Origin of the sequence: Microvirga sp. 2MCAF38 (assembly GCF_052115485.1) — a bacterium.
Lineage (GTDB): Bacteria > Pseudomonadota > Alphaproteobacteria > Rhizobiales > Beijerinckiaceae > Microvirga.
Genome location: NZ_JBFRGU010000001.1, coordinates 1 through 14137 on the forward strand (window position 1 = coordinate 1; position 14137 = coordinate 14137).

The window sequence follows — 14137 nt, forward strand, 5'->3', positions numbered from 1 at the left end:
CCGTAAGCGAAACCGCCGGTGGCGTAGATCAGAGCGCGATCGAAGGCGTAACCGGCACGCACGCGAACAGTACCGAAGTAGTTGTCGCTGCTCTTGTTGTTGAAGCCGAAGGTGCCCACGAACACGTCGTTGTTCCGGTGACCGAGGTCGGCGTACTGAAGGTCGGTCTCGGCACCGATCACAAACTGACCGACTTGGTAGTTGTAACCGATCTGACCGCCGCCGACGAAGCCGCCGTTGCTGCCGCCGTTACCGACGAAGCCGACGCCCGGAACGAACACGTTGTCATCGTTCGACGAGTTCCAGCCGAAACCAGCGTTCACACCGACGTAGAAGCCAGTCCACGTGAAGGCCGGGATCACCGGAATGATCGGGGCCGGTGCGCGGCGGGACGGAAGATCGGCAGCGAGAGCGCCAGCCGTGAACCCGAGGAGAGCGACCGAGGAGAGGAGAATTTTTTTCATTTTGTGACCCATGATTGTGTCTAAGTCCGGTTACGCTAATAGCCTAGTCCAACTTCTAGGTCTGTCACTTTTCTACAACAGTCACATTTGAAGCAACCTATGGTCACATATTTGGCGAGCGAAACTCAAGGAATAAATTGCCATTTAGCACGATTGAGAGGGTATTACTGAAGTCTCATTCGGAAATTTTCGTTTTTTTTCAGATCTTTATCGAGACACCGCGACGCATCTAACGCTACGCTATGCGTGTAACGAATAGTTGACCATAACTGCAGACAGACCAATTGAGACTTGGGCGCATCGCTAACCAGCCTGCAGCCAGTGCCTCAAAGCACTCGTAACGAGATTGGGTTGCTCAATTGACGATAGGTGGCCTGCATTGGGAATTTCCACCAACGAGGACCATTCGATCAAATCGGCCATCTCGCGGGCAACCTCCGGTGGAGTGACCGTATCCTCTGAGCCGACCAGAATAAGGGTCGGGATCTCGATAGTCGCCAGCGTCTCTCGTGAATCGGGACGGGCCATGATGGCGTGCTGCTGGCGCATATAGGCGTCAGGCCCCACCTCCTCCATCATGGCGATGACGCGCGCCTTCAAGTCGCGATCGGATTGCCGGGCAGGTGATATGGTTTTCGCCCAGAGCAAGGGCGGGATATCCGAGAACCTCCCCTTCTCTACCAGTTGGATAAGGCGCTCCCGATCACGCCGCGCGCTTTCGGTGTCGGGCCTGGCGGACGTGTCGAGAAGGGCGAGCCTCGTCACGCGCTCCGGCGCCCGACGCATGATTTCCATGGCGAGATAGCCGCCCATGGAAAGCCCAGCCAGAGCGAATGTCGGCGGTGCGTCGGCGAGAAGACGTGTCGCCATCCCGGCCAAACTGTCGTCGCGCGTGTGGTCTGCCACGGTAATCGCCCACGACCCAGAGAGGGCTTCGATCTGCTCCGCGAAGAGACCAGCTGTATTCAGAAGGCCCGGAATAAGTATGAGAGACTGCGACATCGATCCCTTTCCTTGGATTGACAAGCGGTCGACTTGTCCTATGGTCCGCGCAGCTTCGTTTGAAACTCGGTTTCGGGCGAAAATTCGTCTCGCGCCTGTTTGTTGCCGTAGAGAGCGGCTGGCACGGAAAACTTACTCTGGCCCTCAACGGTTATATCATCGATGTCGTTCGCCGAACTCGGACTTAGCGATAAAGTACAACAGGCGGTCTCCGCCGCAGGGTACACGGAGCCTACGCCTATTCAGGCGCAGGCCATTCCGCATGTTCTTGCGCGCAAGGACGTGCTCGGTATCGCGCAGACCGGCACCGGCAAGACCGCAGCCTTCACCCTGCCGATGCTGACCCTGCTCGAAACAGGCCGTGCGCGGGCCCGCATGCCGCGCACCTTGATCCTGGAGCCGACGCGCGAACTCGCGGCGCAGGTGGAAGAGAATTTCGACAAATACGGCGTCAATCACCGCCTGTCAGTGGCTCTCCTTATCGGCGGCGTGTCCTTCGGCGATCAGGATGCCAAGATCACCCGTGGCGTCGACGTCCTGATCGCGACGCCCGGCCGCCTGCTCGACCATTTCGAGCGCGGCAAGCTTCTGCTCTCGGGCGTCGAGCTTCTCGTCATCGACGAAGCCGACCGCATGCTCGACATGGGCTTCATTCCCGATATCGAGCGCATCGTGAAGCTTGTGCCCTTTACCCGGCAGACCCTGTTCTTCTCGGCCACCATGCCGCCGGAGATCCAACGTCTGGCGGATGCTTTCCTGCACAATCCGGAGCGCATCGAAGTCGCCCGCGCCGCGTCCACGGCCTCCACGATCACCCAGCGCCTCGTGGCGACGGGATCGGAGGATTTCGAGAAGCGCGAGATCTTGCGCGGCCTCATCCGCGATGCGGTCGATCTCCAGAACGCGATCATCTTCTGCAACCGCAAGCGCGATGTGGCGGTGCTTCACCGCTCGCTGCAAAAGCACGGCTTCAACGCTGCGGCGCTCCATGGCGACATGGACCAGCGCTCCCGCATGGATGCTCTTGCCGGCTTCCGCTCAGGCGAGACGCCGTTGCTCGTCGCCAGCGATGTCGCCGCGCGCGGGCTCGATATTCCGGCGGTCAGCCACGTCTTCAACTATGACGTTCCCCACCACGCGGAAGATTACGTGCACCGCATCGGCCGCACGGGCCGCGCCGGACGAGCAGGCGCCGCCTTCACGCTGGTGAGCCGCAAGGACGACAAGTCCCTGAGCGCCATCGAAAAGCTGATCGAGAAGAAGCTCGAGTGGGCCGGACCGACGCTCGCCGAACTCCCCGCCTCTGAAGAGCGCTCCTCGCGCGGACGGGAAAGAGGAGGTCGCGACAAGGGCCGCTCCGGTGGTCGCGGTCGCAGAGGCGAACCGCGCGAGGCTCGCGAAGTGGAAGCCGCCGCGCCGCAACCCGCGGAGCGTCAGCCACGCGAGCAGCAGCCACGCGAGCAGCAACCACGCGAGCAGCAACCGCGCGAACAACAGCCCCGCCGTCAGGAGGCTGCGCCTCAACAGCGCCGTGGCGAACACCGCCGCGACAGGGACAGCGACAACGAACCGCCGGTGCTTGGCCTCGGTGACCACGTTCCCGCGTTTCTGATGCGCCCCGCCTCCGTGAAGAAGGCGAAATAGCCACGGTTACTCACGAAATGGCGAACGGGAACCTTGACCCTGCCCCGCTCGCGAACAAGCTCTAGGATAAACCTTCCCGGCGGAATACCGCCTCGCTTATCCGGAGAATCCCATGCCCAACCGCGACGTCGCCGTTCTTGTCGGCAGCCTGCGTAAAGAATCCTTCACCCGCAAGATCGCCAAAGCGCTCGTCGAGCTCGCGCCGGCCGGCCTGAAACTCGACTTCGTCGAGATCGGCCACCTGCCCTTGTACAATCAGGATGTGGATGCCTCGCCGCCGGAAGCCTGGGTTTCGCTCCGCCAGCAGATCAAGGCGGTCGACGCGGTTCTGTTCGTTACTCCCGAATACAACCGCTCGGTCCCGGGCGTACTCAAGAACGCCATCGACATCGCCTCCCGCCCCTACGGCCAAAGTGCCTGGGATGGCAAGCCAGGCGCCATCGTCAGCGTTTCACCAGGAGTAATCGGCGGGTTCGGGGCCAATCACCATTTGCGCCAGTCGCTTGTGTTCCTGAATGTCCCGGCCATGCAGCAGCCGGAGGCCTATGTGGGCAATGTGGCGAGCCTGCTCGATGAGAACGGCAGACTTGTGAACGAGGGAACACGAGAGTTCTTGGGGAAATTCATGGCCGCCTTCGCCGACTGGATCGAGAAGAACGGCAAGCGTTGAGGCAGATTCCCTTCCTTGCGGGGAGGGCCGGGGTGGAGGTCGGAAAGTCGGAGCGCGTGCGCGTTCGGTTGTAGTTCATACAGGCGCGACGTCCCGGTCGCCCCGTCGAACCACCCCCACCTCCAATTCCTCCCGCAAGGGGGGAGGAGAGCGCGAAGCTAACCTCGCCTCTTCTTCGGCGCGCTCTTCTTCACCTTGGCCCGCCGTGCGGCTGCGAGGGCGTCGGCTGCGAAACGTGCTGCTTCATCGAGATCATCGAAGGCTGAAGAGGGCATGAGCCAATAGCTCAGGGTGGTCACCTTGCCGTCGCGGTTCGCATAGCCGAACGGCCGTGAGCCCAGATCGCGGAACATCGTCTCCGTGTCCGAATCGACCTTGAGATAAAGCTCGCCGTCCGCTTCCAGAGCGAACATCAGGTCGTCTCGATAGATTCCCTGCCCACCGAACATCTTGCGAATACGCACAGGGCCGAAGCCGCTGAAGATGTCGCGGATATCCTCAGCATCCATGGATCATTGCACGGTTTCGAGCGTGTCAGGCGCTGCAGGCGTGATCGCGACGGATTCGCCGCACCCGCAGGCCGAGGTCTGGTTCGGATTGTTGAACACGAACTGGGACGACATCTTCGTGGTCTGGAAATCCATTTCCGTGCCGAGCAGGAAGAGCACCGCCTTCGGATCGATCAGGACTTTCACGCCTTTGTCTTCCAGCACCTCGTCGAGCGGATTGACGCCTTCGGCATATTCCATGGTGTAGGACATGCCGGCGCAGCCGCCGTTCTTCACGCCGACGCGGACGCCCACGATAGGCCGCTCGGCCTTCGCGATGATTGCCTTGACGCGGTTTGCCGCCGCGTCGGTCAAGGTCAGAACCTTGAAACCGGGTAGAGCCATTGTTCTCTCCTGGCGACCGGGTTCAAGGCCCGGGCAAGAATGAGTGTCATATCCGGGACCTAAGATAGGCATCCTCAATCGAAACGTCGAGATTAATTCGGCGTCGCAGGGCGGTTTTTGGTTGACGAGTCAGTCATTTTCCCAATGTTTACAACGACCCTAATCTTGAGCGCAAAGGAGAGCTGATGCCGCACCATACCCCGTTGATCTCGACCATCGTCGTCGGTCTCGTGCTGGCTTTCGGCCTCGGCGCTCTCGCCCATCGGCTTCGCATCTCCCCCCTTGTCGGATATCTCGTCGCCGGCGTTCTCGTCGGTCCGTTCACGCCCGGTTATGTGGCCGATCAGGGGCTCGCCAATCAATTGGCGGAAATCGGCGTCATTCTCCTGATGTTCGGGGTGGGGCTGCACTTTTCATTCAAGGAACTCCTATCCGTCAAAGCCATCGCCGTTCCCGGCGCGCTGGGACAGATCGCCGTTGCCACCCTTCTCGGCATGGGCCTCGCCTGGTTGCTCGGATGGTCGGTCGGCGCCGGATTGGTCTTCGGTCTCGCGCTCTCGGTCGCCAGTACGGTCGTGCTGCTGCGAGCCTTGCAGGAGCGCCGCCTTGTCGAAACGGAGCGTGGCCATATCGCGGTCGGCTGGCTCATCGTCGAAGACCTCGCGATGGTCCTCACCCTCGTTTTGCTTCCCGCCATCGCGAACCTGATGAAAGGCGCTCCGGAAGGGCCCCTCGCTCTCGCCTTTCCGCTTTTGATCACCCTCGGCAAGGTGGGTGCATTCGTCGCCTTCATGCTCATCGTCGGCCGCCGGGTCATTCCCTGGATCCTGCACTACGTCGCCCATACGGGCTCGCGCGAGCTCTTCCGGCTCTCGGTGCTCGCGATTGCGCTCGGCGTCGCTTACGGCGCCGCGACCTTATTTGGCGTGTCCTTTGCACTCGGTGCGTTCTTCGCGGGCATGATCCTGAGCGAGTCCGAACTCAGCCAACGGGCCGCCTCGGAGTCGCTGCCCCTGCGCGACGCTTTCGCAGTCCTGTTCTTTATCTCGGTCGGCATGCTTTTCGACCCATGGATTCTCGTGCGGGATTTCGGGCCGGTTCTGGCGACCTTCCTCATCATTGTCGTCGGCAAGTCATTGGCGGCTCTCGCCATCGTGCGCCTCTTCGGCCACCCAAAGACAACGGCTCTGACGATTGCGGCAAGCCTGGCGCAAATCGGCGAGTTCTCCTTCATTCTCGCGGGCCTTGGCGTCGATTTGGGAATGTTGCCCGAACGCGGACGCGATCTCATTCTAGCAGGCGCTATCCTGTCGATCCTGGTCAACCCGTTCCTCTTCAGCCTGCTCGATCTCTGGATGAAGAAGGAACCGATCCTGCCGGAGGTCGGCGAAGACACAGCGCAAGAGGCCGCTATCGAAGCCCCGCGCCAGATGACGGCGCTCACCAACCACGTCATCCTCGTGGGGCACGGCCGCGTCGGAAAATTCATCAGCAAGAAGCTGCATGCCGCCAACGTCCCGTTCCTCGTCGTTGAAAACAATGAGGACAAGGCGGCGCAGCTTCAGCAACAGGGAATAGAGGCGATCATCGGTAATGCCGCCAGCCCGTCGGTCGCGGCTGCCGCCAATGTCGCGGCCGCACGGTGCCTGCTCGTGGCGATCCCGGACGCCTTTGAAAGCGGTCAGGTGGTGGAACAAGCCCGTGCCATCAATCCGACCCTGCCGATCATCGCGCGCGCTCACTCCGACGCGGAATCGGCACACCTGCTCAAATATGGCGCATCGAGCATCGTGCTGGGTGAGCGGGAGGTCGCTAAAGCGTTGATCGCCGGCATTCCTCGTACCGCTGCGGAACCCGCGGCGGCCTAAAGCTAGGGTCGGATGCGTCGCTCAAGCGCGTATCCGCCCCACCTCTACGGACCGCGGTTGTAAAGCGAGCATCGTCGAGACAACTGAGCAGAAACGGCGGCGATCGCCTCTTCCGATAGCGGGCGTTTGTCGAAACAAGGATAGCGACGGACCAATCCGCCCGTGGTCAGGTGAGGGATTTTTCGAAGTAAACGCGATTGAAGCCGTTTTCCGTGCGGCGCGCTACCTCGACATATCCGAGTTTGGGGTAGATCGAGAGATTGTCGGTCATCTTCTCGTTGGTATAGAGATGCACGGCGTTCATGCCGCGCTGCCGCGCGGCTTTTTCGCAAAAGCGGATCAGCGTCCTGCCTACACCGTGTCCGGCCGCACGAGGAAGAACAGCCACGTTTTCCAGTAGGATATGCTCCCCTTCGGCATAGAAGACGATGAAGCCCTGAAAGGTATTCTGGTCATCCGTCGCAACGTAGACCTCTCCTGCAGCGATCTGCGCGGCAAAATCGGCAACCATCGGAGCTGGCTTGCGCCCGATCAACGGCACATAGCGAGCGTAGGCCTGCTCCGCGCAATCTCTGATCTCAGGTTCATCGCTTGCTTCGGCTTGCCGGATCATGTCGCTCTCTTCAATTGCAGCGGATGCGATACTGTCCGACCGGCGTCTCTGTCGCAACGGGTGCGGAGAGGCCGAAGAACCCAGCCAACCACGACACCAACTTGTGACCCTAATCCGCGATCGGTTTCGAACGTCGCGCAGCTTTAATAGTGGACCGCTTCCCTTTGGATTCGAGGCGCTTTTCTTTTGAAGCCTTGGTGGGCTTTGTGGGGCGGCGGCGTTTTTGGGTGACCGACGCCTGCCGGATCAGATCCACGAGGCGCGCGAGCGCTTCCTCGCGGTTGCGCGGCTGGCTGCGATGATTTTGCGCCACGATGACGATGACGCCGTCCTGCGTAAGCCGGCTTCCGGCTAGTTTCATCAATCGTATGGCGACATCGTTCGGGAGGGACGGTGAATGGCGCGCGTCGAAGCGCAATTGTACCGCGCTAGATACCTTGTTGACGTTCTGACCGCCCGGCCCCGAGCTTCTAACGAAACTCTCCTGAATCTCGCTCTCATCGAGCGAAATGAACTCGTTCACTTCGATCATGGCTCTTCGCCCGATGGTCCTTCGTTAACGCCCCTGCTTAGATCTTCTCTTGCCTCATCTCAACGCTTGCGAGAGACAATGACACCTTCTAATCCCGTGGCGCAGCATTCCCACAACGTCCGAGGTTCTCGTTCATGGCCGCCATCTTCGCGAGCCTCGTGCCCGTCTTTCTCCTCATCGCGACCGGTTGGGCGAGCCGCGCGAGCGGATTCGTAAACGATCAGTGCTGGCCTGGGATAGAACGGATCACCTACGTGATCTTCTTCCCGGCCCTGATCATCAAGACCCTCGCGCGGGCCGATCTGTCGAGCGTTCCGGTCACGGGGGTCGGTGGCGCTCTCATGGGTGCCATTCTGCTGATGAGTGCGCTGGTACTCGTGGCGCGTCCTCTGCTGCAAAAGGCGTTCGCCATCGACGGACCGAGCTTCACCTCCGTCTTTCAGGGCGCGACGCGCTGGAACACATTCGCAGGGTTGGCCGTCGCCGAGAGCTTGTTCGGCCAGCGTGGCGTCACGCTCATGGCGGTCGCCATCGCCGCGATGGTGCCGCTTCTGAACATGCTCGCGCTCTACGTGTTCGTGCGCTTCGCCGATAGGCCGAAGCAGAGCGCTAAACAGATCACCCTCACGTTCCTCTCCAATCCGTTCATCTGGTCCTGCGCTATCGGGCTCGGCATGAATGGACTTGGCATTACCCTGCCCCGCCCTTTGGACACTTTTCTCGACGCCCTTGCCGGTGCGGCTCTGGCGGCGGGGCTTTTGGTGGTTGGTGCCGGTCTCGATATCCGACGTCTCGCGAAGCCGAGAGCCCCTCATGCGGTGGCAAGCGGCCTCAAGCTTGTCGTCATGCCCTGTGTGGCCGTCGCGTTGGCGAAGCTCTTCGGGGTTTCCGGTTCCGATATCACGGTCACGGTCATCGCAGCATCGGTCCCCTCCGCGAGTGCGGCCTATGTGCTGGCGCGGCAACTTGGCGGCAATGCGTCCCTAATGGCCGAGATCCTGACTCTCCAGACGATCCTCGCCATGGTGTCGATGCCAGCGATGATGACAATTCTGATTTAACGGGAGATAATAAAATACAACCTAAAGTTAGATCTTTTAAGCTTGTTTCTTTTTAGTTGCATTGCTATCTAGAATTCCCGTAGCAGTTCAGTGACCGACTTCGCCATGCCGAAAACTCTTGCCCGTTCCAAGGACAACATTCCCTTGCGGAAGTCTATTGAGACAGAACCCGAGGCGCTTGAGAACGAGCCGGCTTCTCCGGAGGAAGCCGCCTATTACATCGCTCAGTTCACGGCAGAGTTGTCCTATCTGGCGCGGCGGGCGAAGCTCGATCTTTTGGCTTACCTTCTCGACATGGCTCGCCTTGAGGCTTCTCGCTCCGCCCCTCGCGGCCAAGTGTAGCGCAAAGGTCGAGGATCACGCGGATGCAACTTTTGGTTTCGCGTTAGGAATGGCCTAGCAACGATACGGTATTGCCGCCATGACGTTCCAAACGCCCGGCGAGTTCGAGTTCCAGCAAAGTCATCTGAACCACCCTGATTGATTGTCCCGAGAGCCTGACGAGATCGTCAATTGCAACCGGTGATGGGCTGAGCAGATGGATCACCGTACCCGAATCGACGGAATGCCCCTCATTCGCGCTCTCCGACTCGAGGCCGTGGGGGGCGACGACGCCGACCGGAGCGCGAGCGATCCCAGGGAGATCGAACTCATCCCACAACTCCTCGATCCATGGTTGGGCGCCACTCTCCTGCGCGCTGCCGTCGGCGCGAACACCCGTTGCGATCAAGGGTTGAAGGACGCTGGTCACGTGGCTGATGTCGGCGCAGAGCGTCGCCCCGTCCCGGATCAGATCGTTTGTTCCCTCCGCCCGGGGATCGAGGGGAGAACCGGGCACGGCGAAAACTTCGCGGCCCTGTTCGAGCGCAAAACGCGCCGTAATGAGCGACCCGGAACGTCGCGCCGCCTCGACGACAACCACGCCATAGGACAGGCCCGATACAATTCGATTACGCCGTGGGAAGTCCCGTCCTCTCGGCTCCCAGCCGATGGGCATTTCGGAGATAACTGCGCCGCCCTGCTCGACGATGGCGCGCGCGAGCGGCTCGTTCTCCGAGGGATAGATCCGCGCGTGACCGCCCGCGAGCACCGCGACAGTGCCGGAGGCAAGGCTCGCCTTGTGCGCACGCGTGTCGATGCCACGCGCGAGGCCGGATACGATGGCGTATCCCTCATCGCCCAATTGCCGCGCCATCCGCTCCGTGAAGGTCAGGCCGGTAGCGGACGCGTTACGCGATCCCACGATAGCGACAGACGGCTTTGCTAAAACCTCTGCCGACCCGCGAAGGGCAACCATCGGCGGGGCGGTGTCGATGGCTTGCAATGCCTTAGGATAATCCGGCTCGCCCAGCGCAATGAACCGCGCGCCCATTCGTGCAGCCTCGGCCAATTCCTTTTCGGCCTCCGCCCGTGTCGTGACTTTGAGGAGGAGGCGTCCGCCCTTGCGGGCGAGATCCGGCAATGCGTCCAACGCCGCTCCTGCGCCGCCGAATTGGTTGATGAGCGCCCTAAAGGTACGCGGACCCACATTTTCCGAGCGGATCAGACGCAGCCAATCGAGCCGCTGTTCATCGGTCAGGAGCACGCCACTCATCCCTTCTGTCCGATCTTCCCTTCGGTGCCAGCCAGAAGGCGTTTGATGTTTTCCTCATGCTTCCACCACAGAAGCACGACGAGAATGACGGAGACGGCGGCGGCACGCTCATCGCCCAATGCCCAGAGCACTACCGGCGAAACGGCGCTCGCGATAAGCGCGGACAGGGACGAATACCGTGTCGTGAAAGCAAGCCCGAGCCAAAGCGCCGCGAACACCAGGGCTGCGACCCAATTGAGACCGATCAGACAGCCGATAAAGGTCGCGACGCCCTTGCCGCCTTTGAAGCCGAGCCAGACGGGGAAGAGGTGTCCGAGGAATGCGCCAAGAGCGGCGATGGCCCCGAGGTCGTTGCCCCAATGGCGAGCAATCAGCACCGCCACCGTCCCCTTCAAGGCATCCCCTAGCAGGGTTGCGGCCGCAATTCCCTTTCGGCCGGTGCGAAGGACATTCGTGGCCCCGATATTGCCGGAACCGACCTTTCGAATGTCCCCCAGCCCCGCCATGCGCGTGAAGATCACGCCGAACGGAATCGAGCCGAGAAGATATCCAAGCGCCAAGGCACTGAGGATCAGCGAGAGATTTGTGAAGTCAGACATTCCGATCCCTTCAGGAGAGGCTGCGATCGAAAACCATCCTGCCTGCAACGATCGTCTTCGTCACCTGCCCTTCCAGACGGGCATCCTCGAAAGGTGTGTTCTTCGACAACGAGCGCAAATTCCGCTTATCGAGCACGTAAGGCGTATCCGGATCGAAGACGATTAGATCGGCCGGTGCTCCACGGGCGAGCCGTCCTGCCGACAGGCCAAGGATTTCAGCCGGTCTTGTCGAGAGCGCCCGCAGGAGTTTCGGCAATGAGATGTGTCCGGAATGAACCAGGCGCAGGCCCGCCGAAAGCAAGGTTTCGAGACCGACTGCCCCATCCGCCGCCTCGGCGAAAGGCAGACGCTTGGTCTCCACATCCTGTGGATTGTGATCCGAGACGATCACATCGACAAGCCCCTCAGTCAAAGCCTCGATCATGGCCAGCCGGTCGTCCTCATGGCGGAGCGGTGGGGACATCTTGAAGAAGGTGCGATACTCGCCGATGTCGTTCTCGTTCAGGGCCAAATGATTGATCGACACGCCGCAGGTGATGGGAAGGCCCCTCTCCTTGGCGTTTTTGACGATCTCGACCGAGCCGGCGCAGGAAATCATCGCCGCGTGATAGCGCCCGCCTGTCAGACGCACGAGGCGCATGTCGCGCTCCAGCATCACGGTCTCAGCCTCGCGCGGAATGCCGGGAAGCCCGAGCCGCGCAGCGAATTCGCCTTCGTTCATCACGCCCTGCCCGACGAGATCCGGGTCTTCCACGTGGTGGACGATGAGCGCATCGAAATCGCGAGCGTAAGTGAGCGCGCGACGCATCACCTGCGCGTTGGTGACGGAACGCGCGCCATCCGTGAAGGCTACCGCGCCAGCCTCGCGCAGGAGGCCGATCTCGGCCATTTCCTCACCCTTGAGTCCCTTTGTCAAAGCCGCTGCAGGGCGCACATTGACGATGGAGGTATCGCGCGCGCGACGCATGACGAAATCGATGATTGCGGGATCGTCGAGCACCGGATTGGTCTCGGGCATGGTGACGATGGTGGTGACGCCGCCAGCCGCCGCCGCCTCACCAGCGCTCTTGAACGTTTCCCGGTGCGCTGCCCCCGGCTCGCCGATGAAGGCGCGCATATCGATGAGACCGGGCGCGAGAACCTGCCCGCCGCAATCGAAGACCTCCGCATCGGTCGCGGCTGTGACCTGAGGGCCGAGATCAGCAATCAGGCCGTCCCGAACGAGCACACCGCCTCGTTCCTCGCGCCCGGTGGCGGGGTCGACGAGGCGTGCGTTTTTGAGGAGGAGTGGGCGATCAGCGGTCATGCGCGACCTCCTTGCCCTCTCCCCTCTGCGGGAGAGGGTGGCCTGCAAAGAAGGTCGGGAGAGGGGCTGAGAGCCCTGGCGAAACATCGTTCTTTCGTTTTTCTTTCACGGCCCTCTCCCGGCTCACTCCGTTCGCCACCCTCTCCCGCTTCGGGGAGAGGATTTGTCCCTTATCTGTTCGGCAAATGGCTCGCCAAGGCCTCGAGCACCGCCATGCGGACGGCCACGCCCATTTCGACTTGCTCGCGGATCAGCGATTGCGCACCGTCTGCAACGTCGGATGCGATCTCGACGCCACGGTTCATCGGTCCCGGATGCATCACCAGCGCATCGGGCTTCGCGTAGGAGAGCTTTTCCTGATCGAGGCCGTAGAAGCGGAAGTATTCCTTCACCGACGGAACGAAGGAGCCGTTCATGCGCTCGCGTTGAAGGCGCAACATCATCACGATATCCGCATCGCGCAGGCCACGCTTCATGTCCGTGTGCATCTCGAAACCGAGGCGTTCGATGCCCGGCGGCAGCAGCGTCGAGGGTGCAACAAGGCGAACATACGCCCCCATGGCGGCGAGCAGGATCATGTTGGAGCGGGCAACGCGCGAATGCACGATGTCACCGCAGATCGCGACCGTGAGCCCCTCCAACCGCCCCTTGTTGCGACGGATGGTGAGCGCATCGAGAAGAGCCTGGGTCGGATGCTCGTGCGCACCGTCGCCCGCATTCACGACCGAGCAATCGACCTTCTGCGCCAGAAGGTTGACCGCGCCCGCCGCATGATGACGCACGACGATCAGGTCGGGCCGCATGGCGTTGAGCGTTGCGGCAGTGTCGATCAGCGTTTCGCCCTTCTTCACCGAGGACGAGGCGACGGACATGTTCATCACATCCGCGCCGAGCCTCTTGCCGGCGATCTCGAAGGAAGATTGCGTGCGGGTCGAGGGCTCAAAAAACAGGTTGATCTGAGTGCGACCACGTAGAGTCGTCTTCTTCTTTTCGACCTGGCGGCTGACTTCGACTTGTTTATCTGCCAGATCGAGCAACGCCTTGATATCCAAAGGCGAAAGCCCCTCGATTCCGAGCAAATGGCGATGCGGGAAGATCGGCGGGTGCGCTGTGTTCATCTTGAAAGAATGGCTATAGGCGGAGTCGATGGCAGCGGCAAGCAAAGTCTAAGGCTTTAGGGCAGTTAGCCGCCGTTGCCCAACGCCCGCTCCACCGCCGCCTTCGCGTGAAGCGTCGTCGTGTCGAACAAGGGGACCGAGCTGTCCTCGGGCTGCACAAGCAGCATGATCTCCGTGCAGCCAAGGATGATCGCTTGCGCACCGCGTTCGACCAAACGGGCGATGATGTCGCGATAAGCAGCGCGCGAGGTCGATAATACCTGCCCAGCAACCAATTCCCGATAGATGATGTCATGCACGACTGCGCGATCCGCGTCGTTCGGCACCAGAACGTTTAGCCCGTACTTGTCGGTCAGCCGGCCCTTGTAGAAATCCTGCTCCATCGTGAATGCAGTGCCAAGCAGACCGACGCGCTCATAGCCCGCCGCTTTGATCTCCTCGGCGGTGGGATCCGCAATATGAAGCAGGGGGATCGAGATGCGCTCCGCCACCTCGTCGGCCATGCGATGCATGGTGTTCGTGCAGATCAGCAGGAAATCCGCACCACCGCGTTCCAGGCGTTGCGCCGCATCTATCATTTCGGCTGTCAGCGTGGCCCAGTCGCCCTTGTGCTGCAGCTTTTCGATCTCTCCGAAGTCCACAGAGAACATCAAGCTCCGAGCGGAATGCACACCGCCCAAGCGCTCACGCATCTCCTGATTGATGATGCGATAATATTGCGCCGAGCTTTCCCAGCTCATACCGCCGATCAACCCGATGATCTTCGTCATTCT

The 14137-nt window shown here is 61.1% G+C and carries 16 protein-coding genes; 5 read left to right on the forward strand and 11 right to left on the reverse strand.

The genetic code is table 11. From position 1 onward, the window contains the following. Together AB4072_RS00005 and AB4072_RS00010 are read right to left on the reverse strand one after the other, a co-directional pair. The coding region (locus AB4072_RS00005) for an outer membrane protein (RefSeq protein ID WP_441964859.1) at positions 1 to 464 on the reverse strand (464 nt) is incomplete at its 3' end. A 303-nt stretch (positions 465 to 767) separates the two neighbouring features. Then, entirely contained in the window at positions 768 to 1466 is a 699-nt protein-coding gene (locus tag AB4072_RS00010; protein WP_441964860.1) for an alpha/beta fold hydrolase, read from the reverse strand. A gap of 162 nt (positions 1467 to 1628) precedes the next feature. Between AB4072_RS00010 and AB4072_RS00015 the strand changes: the two genes are divergently transcribed. Beyond that, positions 1629 to 3110, forward strand: coding sequence for a DEAD/DEAH box helicase (locus AB4072_RS00015; protein WP_441964861.1), 1482 nt, complete (start codon positions 1629 to 1631; stop codon positions 3108 to 3110). 112 nt (positions 3111 to 3222) lie between these two features. After that, the gene (locus AB4072_RS00020; protein WP_441964862.1) at positions 3223 to 3780 is read left to right on the forward strand and encodes an NADPH-dependent FMN reductase; all 558 of its coding nucleotides are present in this window, start codon (positions 3223 to 3225) and stop codon (positions 3778 to 3780) included. Between the two features lie 158 nt (positions 3781 to 3938). Here the strand turns inward: AB4072_RS00020 and AB4072_RS00025 are convergent, their stop codons facing one another. Next, complete coding sequence (locus tag AB4072_RS00025; RefSeq protein WP_441964863.1) at positions 3939 to 4289, reverse strand: TfoX/Sxy family protein; 351 nt, start codon at positions 4287 to 4289, stop codon at positions 3939 to 3941. Positions 4290 to 4292: 3 nt separating this feature from the next. After that, positions 4293 to 4673: a Fe-S cluster assembly scaffold SufA gene (gene sufA, locus AB4072_RS00030; protein ID WP_441964864.1), complete on the reverse strand. Its 381-nt coding sequence runs from the start codon at positions 4671 to 4673 to the stop codon at positions 4293 to 4295. 185 nt (positions 4674 to 4858) lie between these two features. Between sufA and ybaL the strand changes: the two genes are divergently transcribed. After that, the gene (ybaL, locus tag AB4072_RS00035) at positions 4859 to 6541 is read left to right on the forward strand and encodes a YbaL family putative K(+) efflux transporter (protein WP_441964865.1); all 1683 of its coding nucleotides are present in this window, start codon (positions 4859 to 4861) and stop codon (positions 6539 to 6541) included. Positions 6542 to 6707: 166 nt separating this feature from the next. On the opposite strand, the gene AB4072_RS00040 is transcribed toward ybaL, so the two are convergent. Beyond that, positions 6708 to 7154, reverse strand: a complete 447-nt coding sequence (locus AB4072_RS00040) for a GNAT family N-acetyltransferase (protein WP_441964866.1) — start codon at positions 7152 to 7154, stop codon at positions 6708 to 6710. 109 nt (positions 7155 to 7263) lie between these two features. After that, positions 7264 to 7686 (reverse strand): alternative ribosome rescue aminoacyl-tRNA hydrolase ArfB, encoded by a 423-nt coding sequence (gene arfB / locus AB4072_RS00045; protein ID WP_441964867.1) that lies wholly within the window; start codon positions 7684 to 7686, stop codon positions 7264 to 7266. Between the two features lie 134 nt (positions 7687 to 7820). Here arfB and AB4072_RS00050 point away from each other — a divergent pair, with 134 nt between their 5' ends. Both AB4072_RS00050 and AB4072_RS00055 read left to right on the forward strand, forming a co-directional pair. Then, positions 7821 to 8747, forward strand: a complete 927-nt coding sequence (locus AB4072_RS00050) for an AEC family transporter (RefSeq protein WP_441964868.1) — start codon at positions 7821 to 7823, stop codon at positions 8745 to 8747. Between the two features lie 105 nt (positions 8748 to 8852). Continuing rightward, positions 8853 to 9089: a hypothetical protein gene (locus tag AB4072_RS00055; RefSeq protein ID WP_441964869.1), complete on the forward strand. Its 237-nt coding sequence runs from the start codon at positions 8853 to 8855 to the stop codon at positions 9087 to 9089. A 43-nt stretch (positions 9090 to 9132) separates the two neighbouring features. Here AB4072_RS00055 and dprA read toward each other — a convergent pair whose 3' ends face one another. From dprA to AB4072_RS00080, 5 genes are all read right to left on the reverse strand, one after another. Continuing rightward, on the reverse strand, positions 9133 to 10332 hold the full coding sequence (dprA, locus tag AB4072_RS00060) for a DNA-processing protein DprA (protein WP_441965694.1): 1200 nt from the start codon (positions 10330 to 10332) through the stop codon (positions 9133 to 9135). A 5-nt stretch (positions 10333 to 10337) separates the two neighbouring features. Continuing rightward, positions 10338 to 10940: a glycerol-3-phosphate 1-O-acyltransferase PlsY gene (gene plsY, locus AB4072_RS00065; RefSeq protein ID WP_441964870.1), complete on the reverse strand. Its 603-nt coding sequence runs from the start codon at positions 10938 to 10940 to the stop codon at positions 10338 to 10340. 10 nt (positions 10941 to 10950) lie between these two features. Further along, positions 10951 to 12246 (reverse strand): dihydroorotase, encoded by a 1296-nt coding sequence (locus AB4072_RS00070; RefSeq protein ID WP_441964871.1) that lies wholly within the window; start codon positions 12244 to 12246, stop codon positions 10951 to 10953. 170 nt (positions 12247 to 12416) lie between these two features. After that, the gene (locus tag AB4072_RS00075; RefSeq protein ID WP_441964872.1) at positions 12417 to 13364 is read right to left on the reverse strand and encodes an aspartate carbamoyltransferase catalytic subunit; all 948 of its coding nucleotides are present in this window, start codon (positions 13362 to 13364) and stop codon (positions 12417 to 12419) included. A 65-nt stretch (positions 13365 to 13429) separates the two neighbouring features. Continuing rightward, positions 13430 to 14134, reverse strand: coding sequence for an aspartate/glutamate racemase family protein (locus AB4072_RS00080; protein WP_441964873.1), 705 nt, complete (start codon positions 14132 to 14134; stop codon positions 13430 to 13432). Positions 14135 to 14137 lie beyond the last annotated feature (3 nt).

Bases quoted from the DNA above. Each gene is read 5' to 3' on its own strand.
- AB4072_RS00010 (WP_441964860.1), bottom strand. From the start codon at position 1,466: ATGTCGCAGTCTCTCATACTTATTCCGGGCCTTCTGAATACAGCTGGT.
- AB4072_RS00015 (WP_441964861.1), top strand. From the start codon at position 1,629: ATGTCGTTCGCCGAACTCGGACTTAGCGATAAAGTACAACAGGCGGTC.
- AB4072_RS00020 (WP_441964862.1), top strand. From the start codon at position 3,223: ATGCCCAACCGCGACGTCGCCGTTCTTGTCGGCAGCCTGCGTAAAGAA.
- AB4072_RS00025 (WP_441964863.1), bottom strand. From the start codon at position 4,289: ATGGATGCTGAGGATATCCGCGACATCTTCAGCGGCTTCGGCCCTGTG.
- sufA (WP_441964864.1), bottom strand. From the start codon at position 4,673: ATGGCTCTACCCGGTTTCAAGGTTCTGACCTTGACCGACGCGGCGGCA.
- ybaL (WP_441964865.1), top strand. From the start codon at position 4,859: ATGCCGCACCATACCCCGTTGATCTCGACCATCGTCGTCGGTCTCGTG.
- AB4072_RS00040 (WP_441964866.1), bottom strand. From the start codon at position 7,154: ATGATCCGGCAAGCCGAAGCAAGCGATGAACCTGAGATCAGAGATTGC.
- arfB (WP_441964867.1), bottom strand. From the start codon at position 7,686: ATGATCGAAGTGAACGAGTTCATTTCGCTCGATGAGAGCGAGATTCAG.
- AB4072_RS00050 (WP_441964868.1), top strand. From the start codon at position 7,821: ATGGCCGCCATCTTCGCGAGCCTCGTGCCCGTCTTTCTCCTCATCGCG.
- AB4072_RS00055 (WP_441964869.1), top strand. From the start codon at position 8,853: ATGCCGAAAACTCTTGCCCGTTCCAAGGACAACATTCCCTTGCGGAAG.
- plsY (WP_441964870.1), bottom strand. From the start codon at position 10,940: ATGTCTGACTTCACAAATCTCTCGCTGATCCTCAGTGCCTTGGCGCTT.
- AB4072_RS00070 (WP_441964871.1), bottom strand. From the start codon at position 12,246: ATGACCGCTGATCGCCCACTCCTCCTCAAAAACGCACGCCTCGTCGAC.
- AB4072_RS00075 (WP_441964872.1), bottom strand. From the start codon at position 13,364: ATGAACACAGCGCACCCGCCGATCTTCCCGCATCGCCATTTGCTCGGA.
- AB4072_RS00080 (WP_441964873.1), bottom strand. From the start codon at position 14,134: ATGACGAAGATCATCGGGTTGATCGGCGGTATGAGCTGGGAAAGCTCG.